Source organism: Escherichia sp. KTE172 (assembly GCF_000408845.1).
GTDB classification, from domain to species: Bacteria; Pseudomonadota; Gammaproteobacteria; order Enterobacterales; family Enterobacteriaceae; genus Escherichia; species Escherichia coli.
The window spans coordinates 122,225-146,702 of record NZ_KE137316.1; the positions used below are offsets into that span (position 1 = coordinate 122,225).

General features: G+C 48.8%; 33 protein-coding genes, 3 tRNA genes and 2 pseudogenes. 21 read left to right on the forward strand and 17 right to left on the reverse strand.

Translation table 11 applies throughout. The annotated features are described in order from the left end of the window. Window positions 1–32: 32 nt before the first annotated feature. Complete coding sequence (gene cls / locus G434_RS22990) at window positions 33–1,493, reverse strand: cardiolipin synthase (protein ID WP_000214516.1); 1,461 nt, start codon at window positions 1,491–1,493, stop codon at window positions 33–35. A 142-nt stretch (window positions 1,494–1,635) separates the two neighbouring features. On the opposite strand from cls, the gene G434_RS29545 reads away from it, so the two are divergent. After that, complete coding sequence (locus tag G434_RS29545; protein WP_001309467.1) at window positions 1,636–1,809, forward strand: YciY family protein; 174 nt, start codon at window positions 1,636–1,638, stop codon at window positions 1,807–1,809. 54 nt (window positions 1,810–1,863) lie between these two features. Here G434_RS29545 and kch read toward each other — a convergent pair whose 3' ends face one another. Together kch and G434_RS22980 are read right to left on the reverse strand one after the other, a co-directional pair. Then, window positions 1,864–3,117, reverse strand: a complete 1,254-nt coding sequence (gene kch, locus G434_RS22985; protein ID WP_001306570.1) for a voltage-gated potassium channel protein — start codon at window positions 3,115–3,117, stop codon at window positions 1,864–1,866. A 300-nt stretch (window positions 3,118–3,417) separates the two neighbouring features. After that, window positions 3,418–3,714 (reverse strand): YciI family protein, encoded by a 297-nt coding sequence (locus G434_RS22980; protein WP_000967595.1) that lies wholly within the window; start codon window positions 3,712–3,714, stop codon window positions 3,418–3,420. Window positions 3,715–3,937: 223 nt separating this feature from the next. Between G434_RS22980 and tonB the strand changes: the two genes are divergently transcribed. Next, the gene (gene tonB / locus G434_RS22975) at window positions 3,938–4,657 is read left to right on the forward strand and encodes a TonB system transport protein TonB (protein ID WP_000171276.1); all 720 of its coding nucleotides are present in this window, start codon (window positions 3,938–3,940) and stop codon (window positions 4,655–4,657) included. 39 nt (window positions 4,658–4,696) lie between these two features. On the opposite strand, the gene yciA is transcribed toward tonB, so the two are convergent. From yciA to G434_RS26820, 4 genes and pseudogenes are all read right to left on the reverse strand, one after another. Next, a complete protein-coding gene (yciA, locus tag G434_RS22970; protein ID WP_000108160.1) occupies window positions 4,697–5,095 on the reverse strand; it encodes an acyl-CoA thioester hydrolase YciA in 399 nt (132 codons plus the stop codon). A 104-nt stretch (window positions 5,096–5,199) separates the two neighbouring features. After that, window positions 5,200–5,739 carry a septation protein A gene (locus tag G434_RS22965; RefSeq protein ID WP_000808667.1) on the reverse strand — a complete coding sequence of 180 codons (540 nt, stop codon included), beginning with the start codon at window positions 5,737–5,739 and terminating at the stop codon, window positions 5,200–5,202. A 29-nt stretch (window positions 5,740–5,768) separates the two neighbouring features. Continuing rightward, window positions 5,769–6,512, reverse strand: coding sequence for a YciC family protein (locus tag G434_RS22960; protein ID WP_000028546.1), 744 nt, complete (start codon window positions 6,510–6,512; stop codon window positions 5,769–5,771). Window positions 6,513–6,539: 27 nt separating this feature from the next. After that, a pseudogene (locus G434_RS26820) lies at window positions 6,540–6,629 on the reverse strand (YkgJ family cysteine cluster protein); the annotation flags it as partial. A 239-nt stretch (window positions 6,630–6,868) separates the two neighbouring features. On the opposite strand from G434_RS26820, the gene ompW reads away from it, so the two are divergent. Beyond that, window positions 6,869–7,507, forward strand: a complete 639-nt coding sequence (ompW, locus tag G434_RS22955; RefSeq protein WP_000737244.1) for an outer membrane protein OmpW — start codon at window positions 6,869–6,871, stop codon at window positions 7,505–7,507. A 45-nt stretch (window positions 7,508–7,552) separates the two neighbouring features. Here the strand turns inward: ompW and G434_RS22950 are convergent, their stop codons facing one another. From G434_RS22950 to dicB, 5 genes are all read right to left on the reverse strand, one after another. After that, window positions 7,553–8,683 carry a phage integrase Arm DNA-binding domain-containing protein gene (locus tag G434_RS22950; protein ID WP_000113674.1) on the reverse strand — a complete coding sequence of 377 codons (1,131 nt, stop codon included), beginning with the start codon at window positions 8,681–8,683 and terminating at the stop codon, window positions 7,553–7,555. Continuing rightward, window positions 8,661–8,909, reverse strand: a complete 249-nt coding sequence (locus G434_RS0124625; protein WP_000113189.1) for an excisionase — start codon at window positions 8,907–8,909, stop codon at window positions 8,661–8,663. The genes G434_RS22950 and G434_RS0124625 overlap by 23 nt, the downstream gene beginning before the upstream one ends. Before the next feature lie 64 nt (window positions 8,910–8,973). Next, the gene (locus G434_RS22945; protein WP_016249726.1) at window positions 8,974–11,445 is read right to left on the reverse strand and encodes a 3'-5' exonuclease; all 2,472 of its coding nucleotides are present in this window, start codon (window positions 11,443–11,445) and stop codon (window positions 8,974–8,976) included. A 93-nt stretch (window positions 11,446–11,538) separates the two neighbouring features. Next, on the reverse strand, window positions 11,539–11,730 hold the full coding sequence (ydfD, locus tag G434_RS22940) for a lysis protein YdfD (protein WP_001083276.1): 192 nt from the start codon (window positions 11,728–11,730) through the stop codon (window positions 11,539–11,541). After that, window positions 11,727–11,915, reverse strand: coding sequence for a cell division inhibition protein DicB (gene dicB / locus G434_RS22935; RefSeq protein WP_000854559.1), 189 nt, complete (start codon window positions 11,913–11,915; stop codon window positions 11,727–11,729). Before dicB ends, ydfD begins: the two co-directional genes overlap by 4 nt. 571 nt (window positions 11,916–12,486) lie before the next feature. Between dicB and G434_RS22930 the strand changes: the two genes are divergently transcribed. Next, window positions 12,487–12,765: a hypothetical protein gene (locus G434_RS22930; RefSeq protein WP_016239000.1), complete on the forward strand. Its 279-nt coding sequence runs from the start codon at window positions 12,487–12,489 to the stop codon at window positions 12,763–12,765. On the opposite strand, the gene G434_RS22925 is transcribed toward G434_RS22930, so the two are convergent. The 3 genes from G434_RS22925 to G434_RS22920 all read right to left on the reverse strand — a co-directional run bounded on the left by G434_RS22925 (window position 12,725) and on the right by G434_RS22920 (window position 13,975). Continuing rightward, complete coding sequence (locus tag G434_RS22925) at window positions 12,725–13,126, reverse strand: hypothetical protein (protein WP_001339605.1); 402 nt, start codon at window positions 13,124–13,126, stop codon at window positions 12,725–12,727. The genes G434_RS22930 and G434_RS22925 overlap by 41 nt on opposite strands. Before the next feature lie 11 nt (window positions 13,127–13,137). Beyond that, window positions 13,138–13,290 (reverse strand): DUF1391 family protein, encoded by a 153-nt coding sequence (locus tag G434_RS0124635; protein WP_001725971.1) that lies wholly within the window; start codon window positions 13,288–13,290, stop codon window positions 13,138–13,140. Window positions 13,291–13,555: 265 nt separating this feature from the next. Then, window positions 13,556–13,975: a hypothetical protein gene (locus tag G434_RS22920; RefSeq protein WP_000362153.1), complete on the reverse strand. Its 420-nt coding sequence runs from the start codon at window positions 13,973–13,975 to the stop codon at window positions 13,556–13,558. A gap of 101 nt (window positions 13,976–14,076) precedes the next feature. Between G434_RS22920 and G434_RS22915 the strand changes: the two genes are divergently transcribed. From G434_RS22915 to hokD, 8 genes are all read left to right on the forward strand, one after another. Further along, on the forward strand, window positions 14,077–14,358 hold the full coding sequence (locus tag G434_RS22915) for a transcriptional regulator (RefSeq protein ID WP_000391950.1): 282 nt from the start codon (window positions 14,077–14,079) through the stop codon (window positions 14,356–14,358). Next, window positions 14,342–14,767, forward strand: a complete 426-nt coding sequence (locus G434_RS22910; protein ID WP_000693888.1) for a toxin YdaT family protein — start codon at window positions 14,342–14,344, stop codon at window positions 14,765–14,767. Before G434_RS22915 ends, G434_RS22910 begins: the two co-directional genes overlap by 17 nt. Before the next feature lie 22 nt (window positions 14,768–14,789). Next, window positions 14,790–15,752 carry a helix-turn-helix domain-containing protein gene (locus tag G434_RS22905; RefSeq protein ID WP_000095673.1) on the forward strand — a complete coding sequence of 321 codons (963 nt, stop codon included), beginning with the start codon at window positions 14,790–14,792 and terminating at the stop codon, window positions 15,750–15,752. Between the two features lie 6 nt (window positions 15,753–15,758). Then, complete coding sequence (locus G434_RS22900; protein ID WP_000788950.1) at window positions 15,759–16,505, forward strand: ATP-binding protein; 747 nt, start codon at window positions 15,759–15,761, stop codon at window positions 16,503–16,505. A 21-nt stretch (window positions 16,506–16,526) separates the two neighbouring features. Next, a complete protein-coding gene (locus tag G434_RS22895) occupies window positions 16,527–17,297 on the forward strand; it encodes a DUF1627 domain-containing protein (RefSeq protein WP_000450998.1) in 771 nt (256 codons plus the stop codon). A gap of 15 nt (window positions 17,298–17,312) precedes the next feature. Next, complete coding sequence (locus tag G434_RS22890; protein ID WP_001151161.1) at window positions 17,313–17,738, forward strand: DUF977 family protein; 426 nt, start codon at window positions 17,313–17,315, stop codon at window positions 17,736–17,738. Window positions 17,739–17,912: 174 nt separating this feature from the next. Then, entirely contained in the window at window positions 17,913–18,578 is a 666-nt protein-coding gene (locus tag G434_RS22885) for an epoxyqueuosine reductase QueH (RefSeq protein WP_000150294.1), read from the forward strand. Between the two features lie 237 nt (window positions 18,579–18,815). After that, window positions 18,816–18,971: a type I toxin-antitoxin system toxin HokD gene (gene hokD / locus G434_RS22880; RefSeq protein ID WP_000813262.1), complete on the forward strand. Its 156-nt coding sequence runs from the start codon at window positions 18,816–18,818 to the stop codon at window positions 18,969–18,971. A gap of 41 nt (window positions 18,972–19,012) precedes the next feature. On the opposite strand, the gene G434_RS30905 is transcribed toward hokD, so the two are convergent. Then, the gene (locus tag G434_RS30905) at window positions 19,013–19,192 is read right to left on the reverse strand and encodes a hypothetical protein (protein ID WP_001112740.1); all 180 of its coding nucleotides are present in this window, start codon (window positions 19,190–19,192) and stop codon (window positions 19,013–19,015) included. Between G434_RS30905 and G434_RS0124645 the strand changes: the two genes are divergently transcribed. The 9 genes from G434_RS0124645 (at window position 19,139) to G434_RS22845 (ending at window position 23,588) form a co-directional block, all read left to right on the forward strand. Continuing rightward, window positions 19,139–19,411, forward strand: coding sequence for a hypothetical protein (locus G434_RS0124645; RefSeq protein WP_001329966.1), 273 nt, complete (start codon window positions 19,139–19,141; stop codon window positions 19,409–19,411). The genes G434_RS30905 and G434_RS0124645 overlap by 54 nt on opposite strands. A 1-nt stretch (window position 19,412) precedes the next feature. Continuing rightward, a complete protein-coding gene (locus G434_RS22875; protein ID WP_001265085.1) occupies window positions 19,413–20,468 on the forward strand; it encodes a DUF968 domain-containing protein in 1,056 nt (351 codons plus the stop codon). After that, window positions 20,469–20,849, forward strand: a complete 381-nt coding sequence (locus tag G434_RS22870) for a RusA family crossover junction endodeoxyribonuclease (RefSeq protein ID WP_000140012.1) — start codon at window positions 20,469–20,471, stop codon at window positions 20,847–20,849. Continuing rightward, window positions 20,846–21,667, forward strand: coding sequence for an antitermination protein (locus G434_RS22865; protein ID WP_001532434.1), 822 nt, complete (start codon window positions 20,846–20,848; stop codon window positions 21,665–21,667). Before G434_RS22870 ends, G434_RS22865 begins: the two co-directional genes overlap by 4 nt. A gap of 224 nt (window positions 21,668–21,891) precedes the next feature. Then, the gene (locus G434_RS22860) at window positions 21,892–22,089 is read left to right on the forward strand and encodes a hypothetical protein (protein WP_001532433.1); all 198 of its coding nucleotides are present in this window, start codon (window positions 21,892–21,894) and stop codon (window positions 22,087–22,089) included. A gap of 150 nt (window positions 22,090–22,239) precedes the next feature. Further along, complete coding sequence (locus G434_RS22855; protein WP_000935516.1) at window positions 22,240–23,289, forward strand: DNA-methyltransferase; 1,050 nt, start codon at window positions 22,240–22,242, stop codon at window positions 23,287–23,289. Between the two features lie 49 nt (window positions 23,290–23,338). Next, window positions 23,339–23,414, forward strand: a tRNA-Ile gene (locus G434_RS22850). Between the two features lie 7 nt (window positions 23,415–23,421). Then, window positions 23,422–23,498 (forward strand) — tRNA-Arg (locus tag G434_RS0124650). Window positions 23,499–23,511: 13 nt separating this feature from the next. Continuing rightward, window positions 23,512–23,588: transfer RNA gene (locus G434_RS22845), tRNA-Arg, on the forward strand. 94 nt (window positions 23,589–23,682) lie between these two features. On the opposite strand, the pseudogene G434_RS30615 reads toward G434_RS22845, so the two are convergent. Next, window positions 23,683–23,808 (reverse strand): annotated as a pseudogene (locus tag G434_RS30615) (hypothetical protein); the annotation flags it as partial. Window positions 23,809–24,478: the final 670 nt, after the last annotated feature.

The window sequence follows — 24,478 nt, forward strand, 5'->3', positions numbered from 1 at the left end:
TCACTACCTGTTTAACCTCTGTTGGCGACGTTTTACAGCAACGGGCTGAAGAAGTAAAACAGTCGCTCGGCGACACGTTGCCATAATGGACGTTTTAGCCATAAACGGGCATCGAGCAGACGAGAACGCGAAATATAATCGTCCTGAACGGCGGCGAGGTCAGCACCAAACCCTTTATCGTCGATTGCCAGGGTAATCTCGAAATTCAGCCACAGACTACGCATATCAAGGTTAACGGTACCAACCAGACTTAATTCGCCATCGACCAGCACGCTCTTGGTATGCAATAACCCGCCTTCAAACTGATAAATTTTAACCCCAGCAGCCAGCAGTTCCGTAAAGAACGCGCGACTGGCCCAGCCAACCAGCATTGAATCATTTTTTCGCGGAAGGATAATACTGACATCCACCCCGCGCTGCGCCGCCGTGCAAATCGCATGAAGTAAATCATCGCTGGGCACAAAGTAGGGCGTCGTCATGATCAAATATTCACGTGCCGAATAAGCCGCAGTCAGTAATGCCTGGTGAATGAGATCTTCCGGAAAGCCGGGGCCAGAAGCAATTGTGTGAATGGTGTGACCGCTGGCCTGCTCAAACGGCATAATATTGACATCTGGTGGTGGCGGCAGAATACGTTTCCCGGTTTCAATTTCCCAGTCGCAGGAATAAATAATCCCCATCGCGGTAGCGATGGGACCTTCCATACGCGCCATCAGATCAATCCATTGCCCTACGCCCGCATCTTGTTTGAAGTAGCGAGGGTCGACCATATTCATGCTGCCGGTGTACGCGATGTAATTATCGATCATGATCATCTTGCGATGTTGGCGCAGGTCCATACGGCGTAAAAACACACGCATCAGATTGACCTTTAAGGCTTCGACCACTTCAATACCGGCATTACGCATTAGCTCGGGCCACGGGCTGCGGAAAAAAGCCACACTCCCGGCGGAGTCGAGCATCAATCGGCAGTGAATGCCGCGTCGCGCAGCGGCCATTAATGATTCAGCCACCTGGTCCGCCATGCCGCCGGGCTGCCAGATATAAAACACCATCTCAATATTATGGCGCGCGAGCTGGATGTCGCGGATTAACGCCTGCATCACATCATCTGACTCGGTCATCAGTTGTAGCTGATTCCCTTTGACCCCAGCGATCCCCTGACGACGCTCACAAAGCTTGAATAGTGGCGCAGCGACACTGCTATTTTCTTCGGCGAAGATATGCTTACAGGCTTTAAGGTCGTTAAGCCACTTTGCGGTGGAAGGCCACATCGCTCTGGCGCGCTCAGCGCGGCGTTTGCCTAAATGGAGCTCGCCAACAGCAAGATAGGCAATAATTCCGACTAACGGCAGAATGTAAATAATCAACAGCCAGGCCATCGCGGAGGGAACTGCGCGTCGTTTCATTAGAATGCGTAAAGTTACGCCTGCAATGAGCAACCAGTATCCCAGAATGGCCAACCAACTCACCAACGTATAAACGGTTGTCATAGATTAGAAATCCTTTTGAAAGCGCATTGTTATGAGTTTACGCATATGGATTCATCTGGCAAATAAAAACGCGGGAAAAGCACTGGTCAGCGTCGGGGGCGGGGGTATAATGACCATTCTGTTATTGCATAGAGTAGTTAACATGAAGCGGAGTAGAACGGAAGTGGGGCGCTGGCGCATGCAGCGTCAGGCTAGCCGACGTAAATCGCGTTGGCTTGAGGGGCAGTCGCGCCGAAATATGCGTATCCACAGCATCAGGAAGTGCATTCTAAACAAACAGCGGAACTCGTTATTGTTTGCGATCTACAATATCTAAATGTACTGGGCACCATTGCGGTGCCCAATAAGTTTACTCTTCCGTCTTTAAACTCTATTTTTGCGCCGATTCTTTATTGTCAGCTTTCGTTTCTTGTTCATCGTTATCGCTGAAAATACCATGACCGGAGTTCAACAACATTGAAACGAGCATATCATTATTAATCTCTTCACCATTTAAAACTCGCGCCAGAATTTCGCTGCCAAACAGTTGCGGTGAGAGAATGATATCCGGATGTACCATCTTAATCTTATTCAGGTTTTTGCTATCACTGACGGCGAGAACTGTTTTGACATCACTGCTCATATCTTTTGCCGAGAGTACAACAAACGCGTTATCTGCATCGTTATCACTCAGCGCCAGAATGGCCCGGCATCGATCGATTCCCGCTTTCTTTAATACTGAACTGTCATTACTGTCACCGGGGATAACATCAGCGTTATCGCCTAAGCGTTGCTCAAGTTGCTTGATATCATCTTCAGGCAAGTTGCTGATAACCGTTACGTTTTGTCCGCGTTGATTCAGTTGCAGGATCGTATTGATGGCGAGAATCGAATGTCCGCAAACAATAAAATGATCTTTACGATGCATTGTATGATTGTTTCCTTTTACAAGTTTGTTGAATCCCCCGCGGATAAGCGGACCAAAAATTGAGGTCATAGAGGTGGCAAAAACGGTAATGCCGGAAATAATGACCGAAATAGTGAACAATCGTGCTGATTCAGAAACAGGGACAATATCGCCATAGCCGACGGTTGACATGGTTTCTATCGAAAAATAGAACGCGGTCATCAAACTTTCTATTCGCGGATTAAAACCTTCGCTTAAATAAAGCGCACCGTAGGTGGAGTAAAACAGTAACGTCGTGAAACTAATAAATGCGAAAATTGTCCCGGCTGCGGCGCTACTGTGGGAGAAGTCTTTGCGCAGTATCAGCAAAAACACCAGCGTAAAAATGCAAAATCCAATACTAAATTTCAGCCAGGGATAAAAATGCAGGGTGTAAATTAGCGCTATCAACAACAAAATGATACTGATTGCCCATGCGAGCTTTGCCCGGAACAGTAAGCCAATGGAGTTCAGGACAAGAAAGACGCCGAGCATAAAGAGTGGGGCGTTTGCCAGCAAGGAGAGATCCAACTCTGAAAATGCTTTGATATGGAAAATATCTAGCAAATTGACCGACATACCATAGATTGTTTTAAAAATAAGCAATCCATTTAAAAAGACGGCCAGCGCGAGAATGTCGTGCCGTAGGGTCACCCATAAATTAGTTGCTGTTTGTTTGAATGTAGCCCAGTGACTCACTGATACCTCTGTAACCACAATTTTGTTTAATTATCTGAGCGTGCACATTTTCTGAACATACATGCAGCGCGTGAATGTGTTAAACAATAGTAGATGACTTTATCCGCAGTAATCAAAGGTTTTGAGTGAGCAACTCTGCGTCAGGAAAGGGCATTTTTCCTGAATATGCTTACATCATATAAAGAAATACAGATAAAGTTATTATCTGCTTGTGGGGGTGAATGCACTGACCGACCTATAAGGAAAGGCCAAACAAGAACACGGTTGCAAAAACCGTGCCCTTAAATATTGAATCTCTATTCAGAACACTTTCTTAAATGGTTTCACTGAAACGTGTTCATAGACTCCTGCCGCTACGTACGGGTCAGCATCGGCCCAGGCCTGAGCTGCTTCCAGCGATTCAAATTCAGCAATAACGGTTGAGCCAGTAAATCCCGCAGCCCCTGGATCGTTACTGTCTACCGCTGGCATTGGACCAGCTGTCAACAAACGACCTTCATCATGCAGTAACTGTAAACGTGCTAAATGTGCCGGACGAACGGAAAGGCGTTTTTCGAGGCTATCAGCTTTGTCTTGAGCGTAAATAACATACAACACGGGCACAACTCCTTGTTCGGGAAAGTTGTAAAGTACGTTATTTGAAAGGGCGAAGATCTGCAACGGAAAGATGATGTCTTTGTTAAGACCATGCATAAAGTAAGGTCAATTACGCCAAAAATGACATTTTCACTGATCCTGATCGTCTTGCCTTATTGAATATGATTGCTATTTGCATTTAAAATCGAGGCCTGGTTTTTCTACTGAAATGATTATGACTTCAATGACCCTTGATTTACCTCGCCGCTTCCCCTGGCCGACGTTACTTTCGGTCTGCATTCATGGTGCTGTTGTGGCGGGTCTGCTCTATACCTCGGTACATCAGGTTATTGAACTACCTGCGCCTGCGCAGCCAATTTCTGTCACGATGGTTGCGCCTGCGGATCTCGAACCGCCACAAGCCGTTCAGCCGCCACCGGAGCCGGTGGTAGAGCCAGAACCGGAACCTGAGCCGATCCCCGAACCGCCAAAAGAAGCACCGGTGGTCATTGAAAAGCCGAAGCCGAAACCTAAGCCAAAACCGAAGCCGGTGAAAAAGGTACAGGAACAGCCAAAACGCGATGTCAAACCCGTAGAGTCGCGTCCGGCATCACCGTTTGAAAATACGGCACCGGCACGCCCGACATCAAGTACGGCGACGGCTGCAACCAGCAAGCCGGTTACCAGTGTGGCTTCAGGACCACGCGCATTAAGCCGTAATCAGCCGCAGTATCCGGCACGAGCACAGGCATTGCGCATTGAAGGGCAGGTTAAAGTTAAATTTGACGTCACGCCGGATGGTCGCGTGGATAACGTACAAATCCTCTCAGCCAAGCCTGCGAATATGTTTGAGCGTGAGGTGAAAAATGCGATGCGCAGATGGCGTTATGAGCCGGGTAAGCCAGGCAGTGGGATTGTGGTGAATATCCTGTTTAAAATTAACGGCACCACCGAAATTCAGTAAGCATAAAGTCAAAAGCCTCCGACCGGAGGCTTTTGATTATTACTCAACAGGTAAGGCGCGAGGTTTTCCTTCAGGATCAACCGCGACATACTTAAATAATGCTTCTGTCGCTTTATAGCGTTGCCCGATGGGTTCAGACGCGACTTTTTTCACCCACACTTCAATATTAATGCTAACCGATGTCGTCCCTTTCTGGACACAGCGTGCATAGCAGCACACCACATCGCCGACCGCAACCGGTCGTAAGAAAGTCATTCCTTCAACCCGCACGGTCACTACGCGACCGTGGGCAATTTCTTTCGCCAGAATAGCGCCGCCAATATCCATTTGTGACATTAACCAACCACCAAAGATGTCACCATTGGCATTGGTATCGGCGGGCATGGCTAAAGTACGTAAAACAAGATCGCCCTGAGGGACGTTATGTGTTGTAGACATGGTAAAACCGACTTAAAAGGAAAATCACAGGCGCGATGCTACTATGATTTTCCTGAGGAGAACAGAGGAGATACAGCGCCAGCCCCGAAGGACTGGCAGTCTGGTTAGGATTTATCTTCCTGCGGCATGTGGCGGTAGATATAGATACCGCTTAACAATGTGAAGATTAAGGTAAGGGCGGTCAGGCCAAAGACTTTAAAGTTGACCCAAATATTTTGCGGCAGCCAGAATGCGATGTAGATGTTTGCCAGACCGCAAAGGATAAAGAAAACAGCCCAGGCCAGATTCAGCTTCGACCATACTGGTTGCGGCAGCGTGAGTTCTTTACCCAGCATCCGCTGAATTAGCGGCTTTTTCATCACCCATTGGCTGACTAACAGGGCTCCCGCAAACAGAGCATAAATGACTGTAACCTTCCATTTAATAAACTCATCATTGTGGAAGAACAGCGTCAAGCCACCGAAGACGACCACCAGAACAAAAGTGATCAGGGCCATCTTCTCAACCTTACGAAAGCGAACCCAGCTATATATAAGCACAATCGCCGTGGCGACGATCAGCGCCGCAGTAGCCGCATAGATGTCATAAATCTTGTAAAACGCGAAAAAGACAACCAGCGGTAAAAAATCAAGAAACTGCTTCATTTTACGATTCCGTAATCAAATGCTTAAGGTTATTGGCGAATCAACATATACAGGCGGAACAGATAGATGAGCAGTACGGCTGAAATCAGGTTGCTCAAGGTGTTCGCCAGTACGGCACCAATTTCCGGGGTTAATGCGGCAAAAGAAGAGGCAAAAAGCAGCAACAGTGTCTTTGCCAGCAACCAGCTCAGTACTGCGGGTGCCACCAGACGCATATTCGCCCAAGTCAGCCGCATACTGCTACGCATCGAGGCAAAAACGCCCATTTTGTCCTGTACCAACATCACCGGTGCCAGAGCCAGTAAAATGGCCATGATAATTCCCGGAACGACCACCAGCATGATGCCAATCTGTACTAAAAGGGTAGTCAGAAAAATCAGAATAAATAACTTTGGCAATATCGGCGCACTGGCACCAATAGCTCGAAGCGCACTGACTCTCTGACCCGCAGACACCAGCTGGATAATTAATATTACGCCTCCGGCGAGAATGGCGTTACCGATTAATCCTGAAAAAGTGGACGCCGCTGAAGCCTGCAGCAAAATTTGTTGCTGTTCCGGTGACATATTCTGAACCAGGTCGAACAACCCACTACTGCCGCTAACGGGCACGCCGTCATTGAGCTGCGCAAGCTGTGCATCACTGGGTGAGAAAACATGCCCTAACACCACTGTGATAAACGCACATAGCAACGATACCAACAGAATGGTCATAAATTGATTACGGAAGAAATTTCCGGTGTCACGGTATACGGACTGCGCCGTGATAGACATGCACTCTCCTTGAGTTTTATGCAGGTGTTAATTAGCGGGCAATTGTACCCTGGTTAAGCCTCGGGTGGCAGCATCAGGTCTTGTATGGAAAAGCATATCTTTGTAAAGCGGAGGTAATTGCTGGCCTTCAGGCGTGGGCAAACCGCTGCAAGTGGCGAGCGAGTTAATATTTGCGTAGCGAAAATATTTAAAAATTGATTTAAATCACATTAACCAGGATTTTCAATGCAACTTCTAAATTAATCCAGATCAATAAATGGTGAATTATCATATGTAATGTGACCTATGTAGGATCATTTGTTACTCCAATGTAGGTATATTCGTCACGTTTTTATAACCATAACGACGGAGCGGATATGAAAAAGTTAACAGTGGCGGCTTTGGCAGTAACAACTCTTCTCTCTGGCAGTGCCTATGCGCATGAAGCAGGCGAATTTTTTATGCGTGCAGGGTCTGCAACCGTACGTCCAACAGAAGGTGCTGGTGGTACGTTAGGAAGTCTGGGTGGATTCAGCGTGACCAATAACACGCAACTGGGCCTGACGTTTACTTATATGGCGACCGATAACATTGGTGTGGAATTGCTGGCAGCGACGCCGTTCCGCCATAAAATCGGCACCCGGGCGACCGGCGATATTGCAACCGTTCATCATCTGCCGCCAACACTGATGGCGCAGTGGTATTTTGGTGATGCCAGCAGCAAATTCCGTCCTTACGTTGGGGCAGGTATTAACTACACCACCTTCTTTGATAATGGATTTAACGATCATGGCAAAGAGGCGGGGCTTTCCGATCTCAGTCTGAAAGATTCCTGGGGAGCTGCCGGGCAGGTGGGGGTTGATTATCTGATTAACCGTGACTGGTTGGTTAACATGTCAGTGTGGTACATGGATATCGATACCACGGCTAAGTACAAATCTGGTGTTACTACCGTAAAAGACTCGGTACGACTGGATCCGTGGGTGTTTATGTTCTCCGCAGGATATCGTTTTTAATTTTCTCTGCAAAACCTCTGCAAAACCCCTCTGCAAAACTGGTCATCAAATGACCAGTTTTTTCCATTCCTTACCGCGTGCGTCGTTGTAAATATCGGTCATTTTTTGATTCGAATGGCCTAGCAAAATTTTGGTATCAACCCCCTGCTCTCTGAACAATCGCTCTGATAAAGATCTCTGCTCATGGAAAGAGGGAGGGGTGCCATTAGCACGCCAGTTGTAATCCACAGAATCCCGGGCTTTTTTAAATGCAACGGTTAATGTTGCTGGCTTAACCATCCCGCCGCGCTTAGCTGTCCCTTTCGCGTGATGGTGGTGCAATAGCCACGGACTAAGAACGCAATCGCGGCAGGATGACACCACATCATCCAGGGTGAGATTTAATTTATCGCAACGCAGAGCCAGAGGGATGGCAATCCGGGTTCCTGTTTTTTGCTGTTCGACATGAAGATAACCATCCCGGATATCCGAAAATTGCATTTTGCAAATATCTGAAAGGCGCTGGCCTGTCATCAGTGCCAGCAGCATACCGCGCTGTAAAAAGTAACCATCCTTTTCCGCTGCGTTATAAATCATCATCCACTCATCAAAAGTCAGTCGCTGTCTTGATATCCGCACCTGCGGTTTTTTTGCCGATTCTGCAGGGTTAAAGCCTGGCGGGACATCGCCCGTTTGCTGAGCTTCCCGGAAAACATCGATCAGTACTTTCCTGAAAATTTGTCCCATTCTGTTATGTCCTCTGGCCTTGTACTCTTCCAGTACTGATACCACATCTTTTACGGTTATGGCATCTAACGGTCTGGTGCCAAAACGTTCATCAAATACCCTGAGAGGAGCTGCTTTCTGTTTCAGCGTGTTGAGTTTGATCTCGCCGTTTTCATATCTTTCCTGTTGAATTTTTCTGTAATTATTCAGAAAAATGGTAACGGTTGATGAACCGCCGGTATCACTAATAATTTTCTCCTGCAGACTGAGCATTTGTTCCATTTGCTGCCGGGCAAGACGGCTGTTCGCTTCTGCTGCAATAGTTTCTGCCAGTTTCTGGTCAATACTGCCGAGACCGTGATTTTTGCCTGTTATGGGATGCCTGTAACGCCAGTAAACTTTGTTATTTCTTTTGTCAAAATACGGAGATAATCCCGGAACATCGGTTTTATATTTTCGCGGGCGCGCCATCTTCCAGTATCCTCTTCAAAGCAGGGTGATCTGTGGCGATCACCTCCGGCTTGTTTACCATTCCGACAAAGCGAGCTTGCGGATCCACTCGCCAGCGTCTTCCAACTTTTTTGGGGAGAGGAAATATCATTCCGGCTTTAGCGTATTTACTTAACGTACTCGGAGTAGGGACCGGTTCACTGAATTCCTCTTTTGCCCACTCAGTGAGCAGAATAAGTCTTGCCATGGGCGTCGTTCGCTAATCATGGTCGCCGCCACTATAGCTGGTGGGCAACGACCGGGGTTGAACATTAAAAATCAGCCTGACTCGGGATCAGTTTTTGCCAGATAACTGAAACGTATTTTGCCTGGTAACGGGCGTCATCAAGTGCATTATGGCGCTCACCTTCGAATGGAATAGCCGTTCTGGCATCGAAGTCTATGGCTTTCCCCAGCTCAACGATTGTGCGTACATCGCGATCGTTGTAGTAACGCCACGGGCAGGGGATCCCCTGCCGTTCGTATGAACGGCGCAAAATCGTGTTGTCGAAGTTGGCTCCATTTCCCCAAACCTGAACAAAAAATTCACCGGAGTTTTCGTCGATAAATTCCCGCAATTGTAACAGTGCATCATCTAACGGGATTTCATCGGTCATAATGGCAGATTGCGCTTCGCGTGATTGCTTAAACCACCATTTAATGGTGTCCCGATCAATGACTCCGCCAGCAGTTTCCAGATCGATAGTCTTACTAAATTCCGGTCCCATATCTCCGGTTTGCGGATCGAAAAATATTGCACCTATTGAGATGATCGGGGCATCAGGATTTTTTCCCATGGTTTCAAGGTCGATCATTAGATGGTCACACGTCCTGCTGGTGGATGTGATTTCGTGATGACCGTTCACCTTAATTGAGCGATCTGCCGTCTCGCCAGTTTCATTATCGCTATCGTGATGCTGATTGCCGCCAGTGTTCTCCTTGTGTGGATGTTCAGCGCCTTCCATTTCCTCCGGATCATCTTCCTGAACTTCAACCTGATACTCTTCATCGAATGTTTCCTGGTATGTTGCGTCGCCCATCACCGCGCCACAATCAGGGCAGTTGCCGCCGCCGGTCTGACCGCAGGCGGTGCAGACTTTTTCCACTTCCTGTTGCGCCACTGGTTCAGGCTGTTTCGTTTCTGGCTCGTTTTGTAACGCATTTGGGCTGTTTTGTTCCGCTTTTTGGTAGTTCCGTTCCGATTCATGCTGGTTCTGGTTCACAGAATCGCGGGTCTGGAGCCCCTTAACCCATTTCGGATCATTCGGGTCACTAATCCCTTCAACAAATTCACCACGTGATGCAGCAAGCAACTTATCGGCGTCAGGCTGGCTGATATTGGCTGCCTGCATAATTTTGTTTACTTCGTCAGCGGTAACTTTTATCGGCTCTGGTTGTTCTGAATCTTCAGCGGTATCTACATTTTGCGGTAAGCCCGTGTATGTGCCATTTTTTCGGGCAAAATATTCTTCTTTTGTGATTTCAGTGGCGCCAGCAGCCAGTGCCTTATCCAGACCAGAAAGTTTGTTTGCGCGACCGCATTTTTCTCCGTCCTTATCTGCGAAGAGGAAATAGAACGGCCCCTCACGCTCTACAGATGGTTCAGCTTCCGGCGCGGTTTCATTTTTTGGGATATCAGATACCTCAGTTTCCACTGCATCAGTTTGTGTTTCTGATGACTGGAGAACATCAACAGTGCCCAGGTCTGTTTCTTCATTCTCAAACACGCCCTTTGTCGTCAGGTATTCGCAGATATATTTGTTCAGTGCTATGGGATCTTTGTGAATGTCGATCGGACGCTCACGGACAAGGCCAAAAATAGTTTGGCGGTCGTAGCGAAGGGCATCAGGCTGTTTGCGCATTGATGCCGAGATACGCTTCCAGTCTTCGCGGTCGTTGTCGATAACTTCATTTTTTGCCCAGCGATGGATGCTGCCGTCAATGTTTCCGGCATCCACATCACCAGGCCAGAGAGCGTAGGCCAGTTCGTCATCCAGTGTTTTCCATGTCTGCTTGTATTCGCGATGAATGGCAGCAATGACCGGGCTGATTTTTCCTGTTGAATTTTCACTGTGCTGTTGATTGGTTCTGGCGCGGGCGAGATCAATAACAGACGTGTATTTTCCGGTTTCCTTGCGTTCACCTTCGCGACGTTTTTTCCAGATGCGCATCTCTGCCTGAATTTCGGGCCATTTAGCACCAGGAATACATTTATGCTTAACCCACCCAATGGCGTGCAACTTAAGCTCCGGATACATGGCGTTAACTTCTGGCATTTTCATCAACGCTTCAACGATATGTCCGTCGAATGTTGCCATGTCTTCCTGCAACAATTCCTGTGCGCTAATAACCATATCAACGGTGATGTTTTCACATGTGTCGAACTTAACCATGACAGCGTTCTGTACTTCAGGGGCCAGCTTGTCAAAAGTGACGTTCATCGGATCTGATTCAGTCTCAACCGGGACAAAGGAAGCAGACTCCTCATCCCAGCGGTTTTCCTGCATATATTCAGCATCCCAGGAATCGAGGGCAGGGCGGGGTATGCCAGGTTTATCCTCGCAGACAATAAATTTATAAGCGCAGTCCTGAGCAGCCGGATAATGTTCCAGGAATTGCCAGTGAAATTTTGCTCGAGCACGGCGTTCGTCGCCAGCTTCAATGGCTGTGGCTACAGCCACAGCGCCTTCTTCCCTTGTTGCCAGTTCGTCAGGAATAGCGGCGCAAATAAAGACTTTACTCATTTTGTTTTAACCTCATGACAGATTTAAGGATGAACAAATCCCTGCCATTGCTGGCATATAAGAATGAAACCGGATATTTATTACGGAACTGTTTTAAAGACCTGCCGGGATTTCGATATTATACTGGTGAATAACTTTATCGACCGGGTAACAGTTACCGGGAATTTTCTGTTCGGTTGCTGCAGTCATACACTCCTGCATTGTCCTGTGAACACTGACTGCAATATCAACTGGCTCTCCGGAAACAAGAAAAACTGTCAGAACAAGCGCAAATGCTGAATTCATTGTGCACATCCTTTTGGCATCAGACGTAAACGAGCCAGCATTGAAACAATGCATATTTTATTTAATAGCTCCCGTTCTTGTTTTCTCTTGTTAATGGCATCTTCAGTAAATACAGGGTTACTGATAGTGACACCAATTTCAAAACAACCTTCAGACGTATTAACGTTTGGTAATAACGTTTTCATTATCGCGTCCTCAACAATGAATTTTGTGATGCAGTGCCTGGTGCCTCCAGGTGACGTTAACCAGTTAACAATTAACGCCGGGTTAGTTGATGCTCGTTACGCCCGTAAAATACCGCCTTACTGCTTTAACTGTTCCGCGTGCGCATAGCCGCATTCACCGCATCACAAAATTCACTTTAAAAAGGGCGGCAGAGCAGTCACGGAGTAAAACTGATACCGCCAAATGTCACCAGAAAATTGATAACAGAGGGCGTTGTAGCGGGGTTGTCACTTAAGCGTATGGTCAACCTGACAACCCGGTGCATTTTCTGGAGCAATGGAGGAAACCCCAGCCATACTTACCGCCGCGCCATTTCGCGGAGTGCCACAACCGGAAGCGCACGGTCGAACTAAATTTAACGACACCGTACAGAGAGACCAATTTCGCCGTGCGCTTTCGCGTTATGCCCTGACTTTTCAGGGACATATCCTTTCAGTAAGCTGTCAGTGCCGGATGCTCACCCGTGTCCGGCGCACGCACTCCACCTGACCCGTGGAGAACTCCTTAATTACCAACCCTCAGGAGGGTGAAATGGATAAAAAGCAAATTGAGGCCCTGCAATCTATTATTGAAGAACAAGATGAAGCTATCAGGATTCTTTCATATCGCACTGATATGATACTAAATATGCTTTCTGCATTAACGGCTGCGCTTGGTGGTACAAAAACAAACGTATACCGCGAAGTTGTTATTCAACAGATAGATAAATTTGAAAAAACCATACCAGGTATTAATGCTCATCTTGCAGAACAAGAGAAAGACTATGCTCTTATGGCAATTTCTTCAGTAGCTCTCCCGAAAGTTGAGTAGTTTTAATTGTTGTTTTGAAATAATCACTGCTTTCACATTTGAGTGATTTCATGGCAATCCAAATGCGGGCCTCTGTGCCTGCATTTGGTTCCAGTTGCTGTAGACGTTTTGCGTCTTCCAAAAGTAAGGCGATAATGTGTTTCAGCTTCTCATCATTTGCTTGATTCTTGTTTTCAGGCGAATTCTGTCCGCCGAATAGGCGCTTCTCTTCATACAGACCTATAAAGGCACGACGCACGTTACCGGATATAGTATCGATGGTTTCCTTTTCTACGGTACTCAGGTCAAGAGTCGCCAGTTGAGAGCGAACCACATTCGATGCCATTTCCTGGAATGGTACTGGTAAATCTTTAAATTCCATCGTCAACCTCATCAGTCAGTGTTTCTGGTTAACCAGCGACGCGCGCCAGCTTCAGTTTTAAACGTTTTGCTTCTGGTATACGTCATCGCGGTGAACGTACCGTCCTGGTTGGGGAACACGCCACATACCAGAGATTCGCTGTTGCCAAGATCGATAGTATCCATGCTGACCTCATTTCCCCTTAACGCCGGGGTAGCGGAACAAAAACCTGCTGCATAGTTATTAAAGTTGAACCCTGCCGTCATGTTCTTACGCCTCGGGCTGGCTACTTAACCCCTGACCACTGCCTGGTAACTCGAAGTATTGCCCTGCATTCTGTGGGGCGGGGTGGGTTGGTATGAAAAGAAGGATACCCATAGGTATTTAAAAAGTAAATACCCATGGGTAAATTTTTGCGGTGTCTTAACTGGTGACTAGTTGTTTGGTGAGCTATGATGCGTTTTGTGCTTTCTTTTTACGGATTTCTTCGTAGATCATATTGTAATACTGTTTTTTCTCTTCAAGAGTTTTTAATAATTTATCCGCTTCACTTTCTGGCAGTTCGTCTAAGAGATCTAAAAAAATACGTTGTCGTGGCGTTAGAACCCTTGTTTCATAACTGGAGGCTGTGTTCGTTGATGATGAAACGATACCATCCATCCATCCCCGGGGTAACCCAAAGGACTCTTCGATAATCTCCACCATATCATCAGCGATCCGTTTTTTTCCCTTTTTCCCCTCTGGGTACAACATTCTTGATACATAAGAAGGCTCGCGCCCGATCTTTCTGGCCACGTTAACCGCTTTACCATCGCATTTCTCATCACGAATTTTGATGAGTTGCTGTCGTCTAAATTCATATTTGTCCATAGGTAAATAATAGATGCGATTACCGCAAGGTAAACAACCTGTGGGTATTGACTTTTGTTTACCTGTGGGTATTCTTTTGCTGTGTTTACTAAGGAGTAGCTATGGAAGAATTAAGAATATTTCTCAATTCTCTTTCGTCAGATGAACAGCGTATGTTTGCATGCGAGTGTGGTACCAGCATCGGTTATCTAAGAAAGGCATTGAGTAAAGGTCAAGTGTTAGGGGCATCGTTATGTGTCCTTATTGAGCGAGCCAGTAATGGTGAAGTTACACGTCAGCAACTAAGGCCTTTTGATTGGATGAATATTTGGCCCGAGCTGGAAGATACCAAAACGTTAACACAACCACTTTCTAGGAGCTTGATTCATGAAAATCAAGCATGAACACATCCGCATGGCGATGAATGCCTGGGCGCGTCCTGATGGCGAAAAAGTTCCAGCAGCTGGAATAACCCAGGCTTATTTTGAGTTGGGTATGACGTTCCCAGAACTGTATGACGACAGCCATCCGGAAGCCCTGGCTCGCAATACCCAGAAAATTTTCCGCTGGGTAGAGAAAGACACCCCTGATGCTGTTGAAAAAATGCAGGCTCTGTTACCGGCGATCGAAAAGGCGATGCCGCCTTTGCTGGTGGCCCGTATGCGCAGCCACAGTTCTGAATATTACCGTGAGATCGTCGAACGGAGGGATCGGCTGGTGAAGGATGTCGATGATTTTGTTGCGTCAGCGGTTGTTTTGTATGACCAGATGAATCGCGGCGGCCCGGCAGGGAATGCTGTGGTGATGCACTAAAAGCACGGTGTTCGGGGGTTTTATGAGCAGCAAGCTTCATGGTCTTGTCTGGGAAGGGTGCGCCTTCACCGGCATGATCTTATCCAGGGTGGCGGTTATGGCCCGTCTTGCAGACTACAGCAATGACGAGGGCGTGTCATGGCCTGCCATTGAAACTATCCGGCGTCAGATCGGTGCAAGAAGTGAATCCACAGTGAAATCGGCTATTGCAGAACTGGCGAAAGAGGGCTGGCTGACGAAGGAAGAGCGTAAGGTCGGTGGGCGTAATGTAAGCAATATCTATCGGCTTAATGTGGAAAAACTCGAAGCAGCTGCGGCGGCGGCGCGTGAGTCATATAAACCGAAAAGAAAAATTAGCCCGGCAAAAAATGACCCGTTAACAGTTGACCCGTCAAATATTGACCCCTCAACGGTTGACCCGTCAAATTTTGATGGATCAACTGTTGATAAAAAACTGCCGATTAGGGGGGCGATGATTGACCCCGATCCGTCAGTATTAAAACCTGATCCGTCAGATAAAAGATCTTCTTGTCCGGACGCTTCGCAACCGGACCCGCAGACGGCTGAACAGGATTTTTTAACCCGACACCCTGACGCGGTTGTGTTCAGTGCGAAAAAACGCCAGTGGGGAAGTCAGGAAGATTTGGTGTGCGCACAGTGGATCTGGGGACGAATCGTGAGTCTTTACGAGCAGGCGGCCAGCTATGATGGCGAGATCACTAGACCGAAAGAACCCAACTGGACAGCATGGGCCAATGACGTTCGCACAATGCGGATGCTGGATGGCAGAACTCACAGACAAATTTGTGAAATGTTTGGGCGTCTCCAGCGGGATTCGTTCTGGGTAAAAAACATCATGAGTCCGGCAAAACTCCGGGAAAAATGGGATGAACTGGTTATCCGCCTGGGGCGTTCGCCTGCGCAGCGTTGCGTGAATCACATTTCTGAACCGGACACTGAAATACCGCCGGGATTCAGGGGGTGACGTGTCATGAAAAACATTGCGGCAGTTGGGGTTCTTGAACGTATTCGCAGACTTGCACCACAGGGGTCGGTTCCACCGTACCGGACGGTGGAGGAGTGGCGGGAATGGCAACTTGCTGAAGGACGAAAACGCAGCGAGGAGATTAACCGCCAGAATCGCCAGTTGCGGGTGGAAAAAATCCTGAATCGTTCGGGCATCCAGCCTCTGCACAGCAAATGCTCGTTTGCAAATTATCAGGTGCAGAACGACGGGCAAAAATACGCGCTGAGCCAGGCCAAATCCATAGCTGACGAACTGATGACCGGGTGCACGAATTTTGTGTTCAGCGGTAAAACCGGCACCGGGAAAAATCACCTTGCAGCGGCGATGGGCAACCGGCTGATGGTGAAGGGGCGCAGCGTGATTATCGTCACCGTGTCTGACGTCATGAGCGTGTTGCATGACAGCTACGACAACGGCAAATCCGGGGAAAAATTTTTACAGGAGCTTTGCGGGGTTGATTTGCTGGTCCTGGATGAAATAGGCGTTCAGCGGGAGACGAAAAACGAGCAGGTGGTATTGCACCAGATAATTGATCGCCGGACAGCATCACTGTGCAGTGTCGGGATGTTAACAAACCTGAATCATGCCGCAATGAGTACGCTTCTTGGTGAGAGGATTATGGACCGCATGACCATGAACGGTGGTCGATGGGTGACGTTTAACTGGGATAGCTGGCGTCCAAATGTCAGCAATATGAGGGTTGTGAAGTAATTTTGTCCGGAGGAAATTTTAATGGAAACCGTATCTGACGCACTGAAAGCACTGAAAAAAGCCTCTTCACATGTGGTGGCAGCTCGCCTTGGAATCAGTCGTGAAGAGGCTGTCAACGAGCTGTGGGAACTCAAAAGAAAAGGCGTCGTTGATAAAACTGGTCACACCTGGTTTCTGGCTGGCGAAGGTGAATCCCGGGTAACCGAAGAGCGGCCAGTAAAATCTGAAGCACAGGATATGCTGACCGGGGAGGTCGAACAAAAAGTTACCGCAGACATGATGATTGAGTTTATCGGTCAGGATGGGGCTAAAACGTGTGAGGAACTGGCGGGTAAGTTCGGTGTCAGTACTCGCAAGGTTGCTTCCACGCTGGCGGTGGTAACCGCAACGGGGCGGCTGGCACGCGTTAATCAGAACGGTAAATTTCGTTACTGCATGCCGGGCGATAATTTACCAGCAGAGCCGAAAGCCGCGCTGGTAACGGAAAGTGATGGTAAGGCCTTTCCTCAGCCAGCAGGTGCTGCGTTACCAGTCCGGGAAGCCGCAACACAGGAAGAAATTAAAACAGAAACTGTGGCGGACATTGTGCAGCCGTTGCCATCGTTTACCGAAACGCAAGCAGATGAGCTGATTTTTCCGTCCCTTCGCAGGGCAAACCTGGCGCTGCGCAGGGCGAAAAGTGATGTTCAGAAGTGGGAGCGAGTCTGCGCCGCGCTGCGGGAGCTGAACAAGCACCGGGATATTGTTCGACAGATTACTGATTCTTCCCGCCGTGTTGTATCGGAAAAGTGATTGCCGGAGGCGCTTATGGCAAAAGTATTTACACAAGAAGAGCGGGAAAAAATTAAAGGGCAGGTTGTTGAACTTGTACGTCTGAGCGGTCGCGAGACGTTGCGGCAACTGGAAGCCAAGACAGGTGCGACAAGATATCTGATGAGTGTTCTCGCCAGAGAGCTGGTTGCCAGTGGCGATGTATACAACTCTGGTTACGGGTTATTCCCGTCTGAACAGGCGCGTAAGGACTGGCAAAATGCTCGCAAAAAACTCTCAAGGGCAAAGGTGAAGAAACCTGCAGTGGTTGATCCGGACCTTATCTGGTCGTTACCAGACGGCGAAATACGCCGCTACGACAGGCGCCTGAATATAATCTGTCGCGAGTGCCGGAAGAGCGAAGCTATGCAGCGTGTACTGGCATTTTATCAAGGAAATGTTAGGTATTTTAGACGTTACTAGATTAAAGAGCATTAGTTCAGATGTGAATTGACATTTTCATGGCGCAGGGTAGAGCCAGCGTGGTTGTCCGCTTTGCGTCAAAACCAGATATTACCAGATTTAGACATATATTCCCGATAGCCCTGCTCTGATGCTACACTCTGTGCTATTTTCATGACCCCAATAAAAATATTTATGACTATTGCTGATTTCAAACGGCCTAAATTGGAGCTCCCAAACGGGGCAAACAAACTACTACTGCACTCTTGCTGTGCTCCATGTTCCGGTGAAGTGATGGAGGCGCTTCAGGCCTCGGGAATCGACTACACCATCTTTTTCTACAACCCGAACATTCATCCTCAGAAAGAGTATTTAATTCGTAAGGATGAAAATATTCGCTTTGCTGAACAACACGGCGTGCCGTTTATCGATGCTGATTACGACACCGACAACTGGTTTGAACGTGCCAAAGGAATGGAATGGGAGCCTGAGAGGGGGATCCGTTGTACCATGTGTTTTGACATGCGTTTTGAGCGGACAGCGTTGTACGCTGCTGAAAATGGTTTCAGTGTGATCAGCAGTTCACTGGGCATTTCACGCTGGAAAAATATGCAGCAGGTTAACGAGTGTGGGCGGCGAGCTGTTGCGCATTATCCGGGTATGGTGTACTGGGATTATAACTGGCGCAAGCAGGGCGGCTCGTCCCGTATGATTGAAATCAGCAAGCGCGAAAAATTCTATCAGCAGGAATATTGTGGCTGTGTGTATTCTCTGCGCGATACCAATCTACACCGCAAATCTCAGGGACGCCCTCTTATCAAAATTGGCCAACTCCACTACGGAAAAGAAGAGAAGGAGTGATTTTATGGATCACCTTTCTGATTGATTTCATATTGGCGAGGTGACGTGAGTTAAGTAGAATGGCTGCGGGTGCTTGAGGCTATCTGTCTCAGGCATGAACACTGAAAGGCAGATAGAGAAAAGCCCCAGTTAACATTTCGCGTCCTGCAAGACGCTTAACATTAATCTGAGGCCCAATCTATGTCTCACAAATGTAGGTTAGCCTCTTACGTGCCGAAAGGCAAGGGGAAGCAGGCTATGAAGCAGCAAAAGGCGATGTTAATCGCCCTGATCGTCATCTGTTTAACCGTCATAGTGACGGCACTGGTAACGAGGAAAGACCTCTGCGAGGTACGACTCCGAACCGGCCAGACGGAGGTCGCTGTCTTCACAGCTTACGAACCTGAGGAGTAAGAGACCTGGCGGGGGAGAAATCCCTCGCCACCTCTGATGTGTCAGGCATCCTCAACGCACCCGCACTTAACCCGGTTCGGCGGGTTTTGTTTTTTTCTGGCATTCTGGTTTACAATTCGCACGTCAGCCTGAACACCTGACACCTGCTGCGCCAGCAGAGAAAACAGATGGCGCACAAAACCAAATTTCACAATTCTGATACCGACCTTGCCATCCGGCATGGGCGGCGTTCACACGCATTTAAAACCGACTGGTACCAACACCCACCATGTACTGAAGAACAGGCCGAATGGCTAATTCATAACTACCGCAGACGCGGATACGAGATTAAGAAAGCCCTCAGCCTCGATTATCGTCACTGGATAATCTCCGTCAGGCTTCCTTACTCTGAACGCCCACCGCGTCCGTCCCGCACATTCCAGCAACGCATCTGGAGGTAACGTGCGGGTATTACTTCGACCTGTTCTGGTACCGGAACTCGGGCTGGTGATCGTTAAGCCGGGCCGTGAATCCATGCCGGTATTCCACAATACCCGGGTACTGGTGGAGCCGGAACCGAAAAGCATGCGTAATCTGCCGTCCGGGGTCGTTCCTGCCGTTCGCCAGCCGCTGGCGGAGGATAAATCATTACTGCCATTTTTCAGCGACGAACGAGTGATTCGTGCTGCTGGTGGCGCTGGCGCATTGTCTGACTGGTTACTGCGCCATGTTAAATCCTGCCAGTGGCCACACGGCGATTATCACCACAGTGAAACCGTCATTCACCGTTATGGTACCGGCGCAATGGTGTTGTGCTGGCACTGCGACAACCAGCTGCGCGACCAGACCTCCGAATCACTCGGGCAACTTGCTCACCAAAACCTGTTTGCATGGATGATTGACGTCATACGCCATGCAATGAATGGCTCGCAGGAACGGGAATTATCGCTGGCTGAATTATCCTGGTGGGCGGTCCGCAATCAGGTGGCGGACGCGCTACCGGAAGCGGTATTACGTCGTTCGCTGGGGTTGCGTGCGGAAAAAATCCGCTCAATGTACCGTGAAAGCGACATCGTACCGGGAGAGCAGACCGCCACCAGCATACTGAAGCAGCGCACAAAAAATCTTGCGCCGCTGCCTCACGCCCACCAGCAAAACCCGCCACAGGAAAAGACGGTGGTCAGCATTGCCGTTGATCCGGAGTCACCGGCTCAGTATCTCCAGCGCCAGAAATCACAACGGGAAGAGATGCCTGTATACACGCGTTGGGTAAAAACGCAGAAATGCATGACGTGTGGCAATCAGGCAGATGATCCGCATCACATCATTGGTCATGGACTGGGAGGGATGGGAACAAAGGCTGATGATTTGTTTGTTATTCCGCTGTGCCGTAAATGCCATAGCGAACTACACGCCGGGGTAAAAGATTTTGAAGAAAAACACGGCAGCCAGCTGTTGTTGCTGATTCGTTTTTTAATGCACGCGAGAAATTCGGGTGTTTTGAAGTGGAAAGCATAAATGACTGAACGCATAGAATTTGTTTTGCCTTACCCGCCAACGGTGAACACTTACTGGCGTCGTCGTGGCAGCACATATTTTGTATCAAAAGCCGGGGAGCGTTATCGCCGGGCAGTGGCGCTTATTGTTCGCCAGCAGCGGCTGAAATTAAGCCTGTCCGGAAGGTTGGCAATAAAAATTATTGCAGAACCACCGGATAAGCGCCGCCGTGACCTGGACAATATTCTGAAAGCGCCGCTGGATGCGCTGACGCATGCGGGGTTGCTAATGGACGATGAGCAGTTTGATGAAATCAATATCGTTCGTGCTCAGCCAGTATCTGGTGGACGTCTGGGGGTGAAGATTTACCCCATAATGCTTGAAGGGCAGGTCAAAAAATGAAACTGGAAGATTTACCGAAATACTACTCCCCAAAATCCCCCGGCCTGACTGATGCATCGGCCTCAACGTCGAAAGATGCGCTGAGTATCACTGATGTGATGGCCGCGCAGGGCATGACACAGAATCGGGCTGAGATGGGGTTTTCTGCGTTCCTTGGGAAAATGGGCATTAGTATGAATGACAGAGAGCGGGCAACAGAATTGCTGACAGAATATGCACTCAGTCGGTGTGATCGCGTGGCGGCGTTAAGAAAACTCCCGGCAGAAATAAAACCGGTAGTGATGCGCATTATGGCTTCGTACGCTTTTGAGGATTATGCCCGCAGCGCAGCGAGTAAAAAGCAGTGCCCTTGTTGCTATGGGGAAAAATTTATTGAAAGCGTAGTTTTTACAAACAAGGTCCAGTATCCGGATGGTAAGCCGCCGGTATGGGCAAAGTGTACGAAAGGTGTGTATCCGTCTTACTGGGAAGAATGGAAAAAAAATCGGGAGGTGGTGAAAGTGTCTTGTCCTGAATGTAAAGGGAAGGGGGAGATTTCCACTGCCTGTAAAGACTGTCGTGGGCGTGGTGTTGCCATTCATCGTGAAGAGTCGGTAAAACGTGGTATGCCTGTTATCAGAGACTGCCAGCGTTGTGGTGGTCGTGGCTGTGAAAGACTACCATCAACGGAGGCATTTAATGCCATACGCAAAGTGACGAGTGCTATCACGCTTGATACGTGGAAAAAATCAGTGAAACGCTTTTACGATACGTTGGTGGTTCGGTTTGACATTGAAGAGGCATGGGCGGAGCGGCAGTTAAAGAGGGTAACGCGATAGTGTTGTTGATTTTTCCCGAATCTGTGGTAAATTTGCTCTAACGATGGGCGTTTTATGCCTGACGTTAGAAGATTTTTTACACCCCGCCGCCTGGCGGGTTTTTTATGACTGAAATCGCGTCAGTACAGTAAACGCGCTGGTGGTTGCGAATACGGGTCTTTCAGCTTGCTGGCTTTTTCGACAAGAGTTATTGGTGTGTCACGTTAACCGGAAAAGGAAAAGACATGCTAAAACAGCAGGATATGACCGAAACCGCCAGAGTGGTGTTTAATGAATTAAGCGTCACCGAACCGGCGACCGTCGGGGAGATTGCGCAGAATACTTACCTTTCACGTGAACGCTGCCAGTTAATACTGACTCAGCTTGTTATGGCGGGTCTGGCAGATTATCAGTTCGGTTGTTACAGACGCCTTCAGCCCTGAAGGCTTTTTTATTTGTGGTAATGGGCGGCTGGTGGGTGTTAGCGGCACCTGCCAGCCATCTGCTCATGCGTTGGGGTCACAAGCAAACCTCAGGCCCATCTGCTTTGCGCAAAAGCAGAATGAGCCTATCAGAGACAGGCTTAATGATCCATGCTTAACACTGTAAAAATATCCAGTTGTGAGTTAATCAACGCCGACTGCCTGGAATTTATCCGGTCGTTACCCGAAAATTCTGTTGACCTGATAGTCACGGACCCGCCGTACTTTAAAGTGAAGCCCGAGGGCTGGGATAACCAGTGGAAGGGCGACGATGATTACCTGAAGTGGCTGGACCAGTGTCTGGCGCAGTTCTGGCGGGTGCTGAAACCTGCCGGAAGTCTTTACCTGTTCTGTGGTCATCGCCTGGCATCTGATATCGAAATCATGATGCGTGAACGCTTCAGTGTGCTGAACCATATTATCTGGGCGAAGCCGTCCGGACGCTGGAACGGATGCAACAAGGAAAGCCTGCGGGCGTATTTCCCCGCCACAGAGCGCATTCTGTTCGCGGAACATTATCAGGGGCCGTATCGTCCGAAAGATGCCGGGTATGCGGCGAAGGGCAGTGCACTGAAACAGCATGTGATGGCCCCGCTGATTTCTTACTTTCGTGATGCGCGCGCGGCCCTGGGGATAACGGCAAAACAGATTGCAGATGCCACAGGAAAGAAAAACATGGTGTCGCACTGGTTCAGTGCCAGTCAGTGGCAGCTACCGAACGAAAGCGATTATCTGAAATTACAGTCGCTGTTTGCCCGGGTGGCAGAAGAGAAACATCAGCGGGGAGAACTGGAAAAGCCCCACCACCAGCTGGTGGATACGTATACGTCACTGAACCGGCAGTATGTGGAGCTGCAGAGTGAATATAAGCATCTGCGGCGGTATTTTGGTGTGACGGCGCAGGTGCCGTACACGGATGTGTGGACACATAAACCGGTGCAGTTCTATCCCGGGAAACATCCGTGCGAAAAACCGGCAGAAATGCTGCAGCAGATAATCAGCGCAAGCAGTCGTCCGGGTGACCTGGTTGCAGATTTTTTTATGGGCTCAGGTTCAACGGTAAAAGCTGCACTGGCGCTCGGGCGTCGTGCGATTGGCGTTGAACTGGAGACCGGACGTTTTGAGCAGACAGTCAGGGAAGTTCAGGATTTAATCGTTTGAAACGGATGAGATTGCAGAATTAATTACGCACCATTATTATTCTGCTCCCGGCCCTTTAGCTCAGTGGTGAGAGCGAGCGACTCATAATCGCCAGGTCGCTGGTTCAAATCCAGCAAGGGCCACCATCACATACCGCCATTAGCTCATCAGGAAAGAGCGCCAGCCTTCGAAGCTGGTTGCGCGGAGTTCGGGTCCCCGAAGGCGGTCCATTATCTGTATCCTGCGTTGTTAGCTCAGCCGGACAGAGCAATTGCCTTCTAAGCAATCGGTCACTGGTTCGAATCCAGTACAACGCGCCACACTTATTTTCCCTGGCTCGCTTTTGCGGGCTTTTTTTTAAATGTCTCACAATTCAGGCGGTTGACTGTTGTCTGGTTTGCGGGGAGTTTGTTAAAAGAAACTGGCATGGTGAATCCCCCTGTGCGGAGGGGCAATCAGCGAGTAGGTATATGGGATAATCGCGGATTCAGGTGCTGGTACTGAATTCACCGGGAGGCACCCGGCACCATGCAATGGCACATAGCGCCACTCTCCAGCCCCTCTCCGGAGGGGCTTTTCTGTGCCGGATACATCACAGTTTCTGGAACCTTAGGTACTACAGTATCAGTCAGGGTGCTATATTTTCAGATGTGATGAAAGCCTGTCAGCAGGCAGGGCGTATCGGAAATGACCCAGTAGAGAAAACGTTGACTCAGATACCGGTGCTGAGTTACCGGGAAACCGGCATCACATGACCGCTATCCTTCCAGGCCCATCCGCTCCGGTGGGCCTTTTTACTGCAGAAAACAGGTTCCCCGTTAAATGCTATGTTGCTCACAATTCAGTAAGTTGACAGTTGCCTGTCAGACTGGGCATTTGTTAAAAAAATTTCGCATGGTGAATCCCCCTGAGCGGAGGGGCGACTGGTGACGGTATAATCTCTGATTATCAAAACGAGAATGACGCGGGTTTAGTGGCACCGGGCTGAACTCACCGGGAGGCACCCGGCACCATGTGCATGATGATACAGATACGCGGCTTTAGCCCCTCTCCGGAGGGGCTTTCTTATGGACAAAAAAAGCCCGCGCTGGGAGACGCGGGCGGCAAGGAATAAACAATAAAACGTGAAGTAATATTTCAGCTGGCGAATAATACCCCATAGTAATCACTCTGCGCAACTGCGCGGTCTTTTTCGAATTGCGGGCTGTAG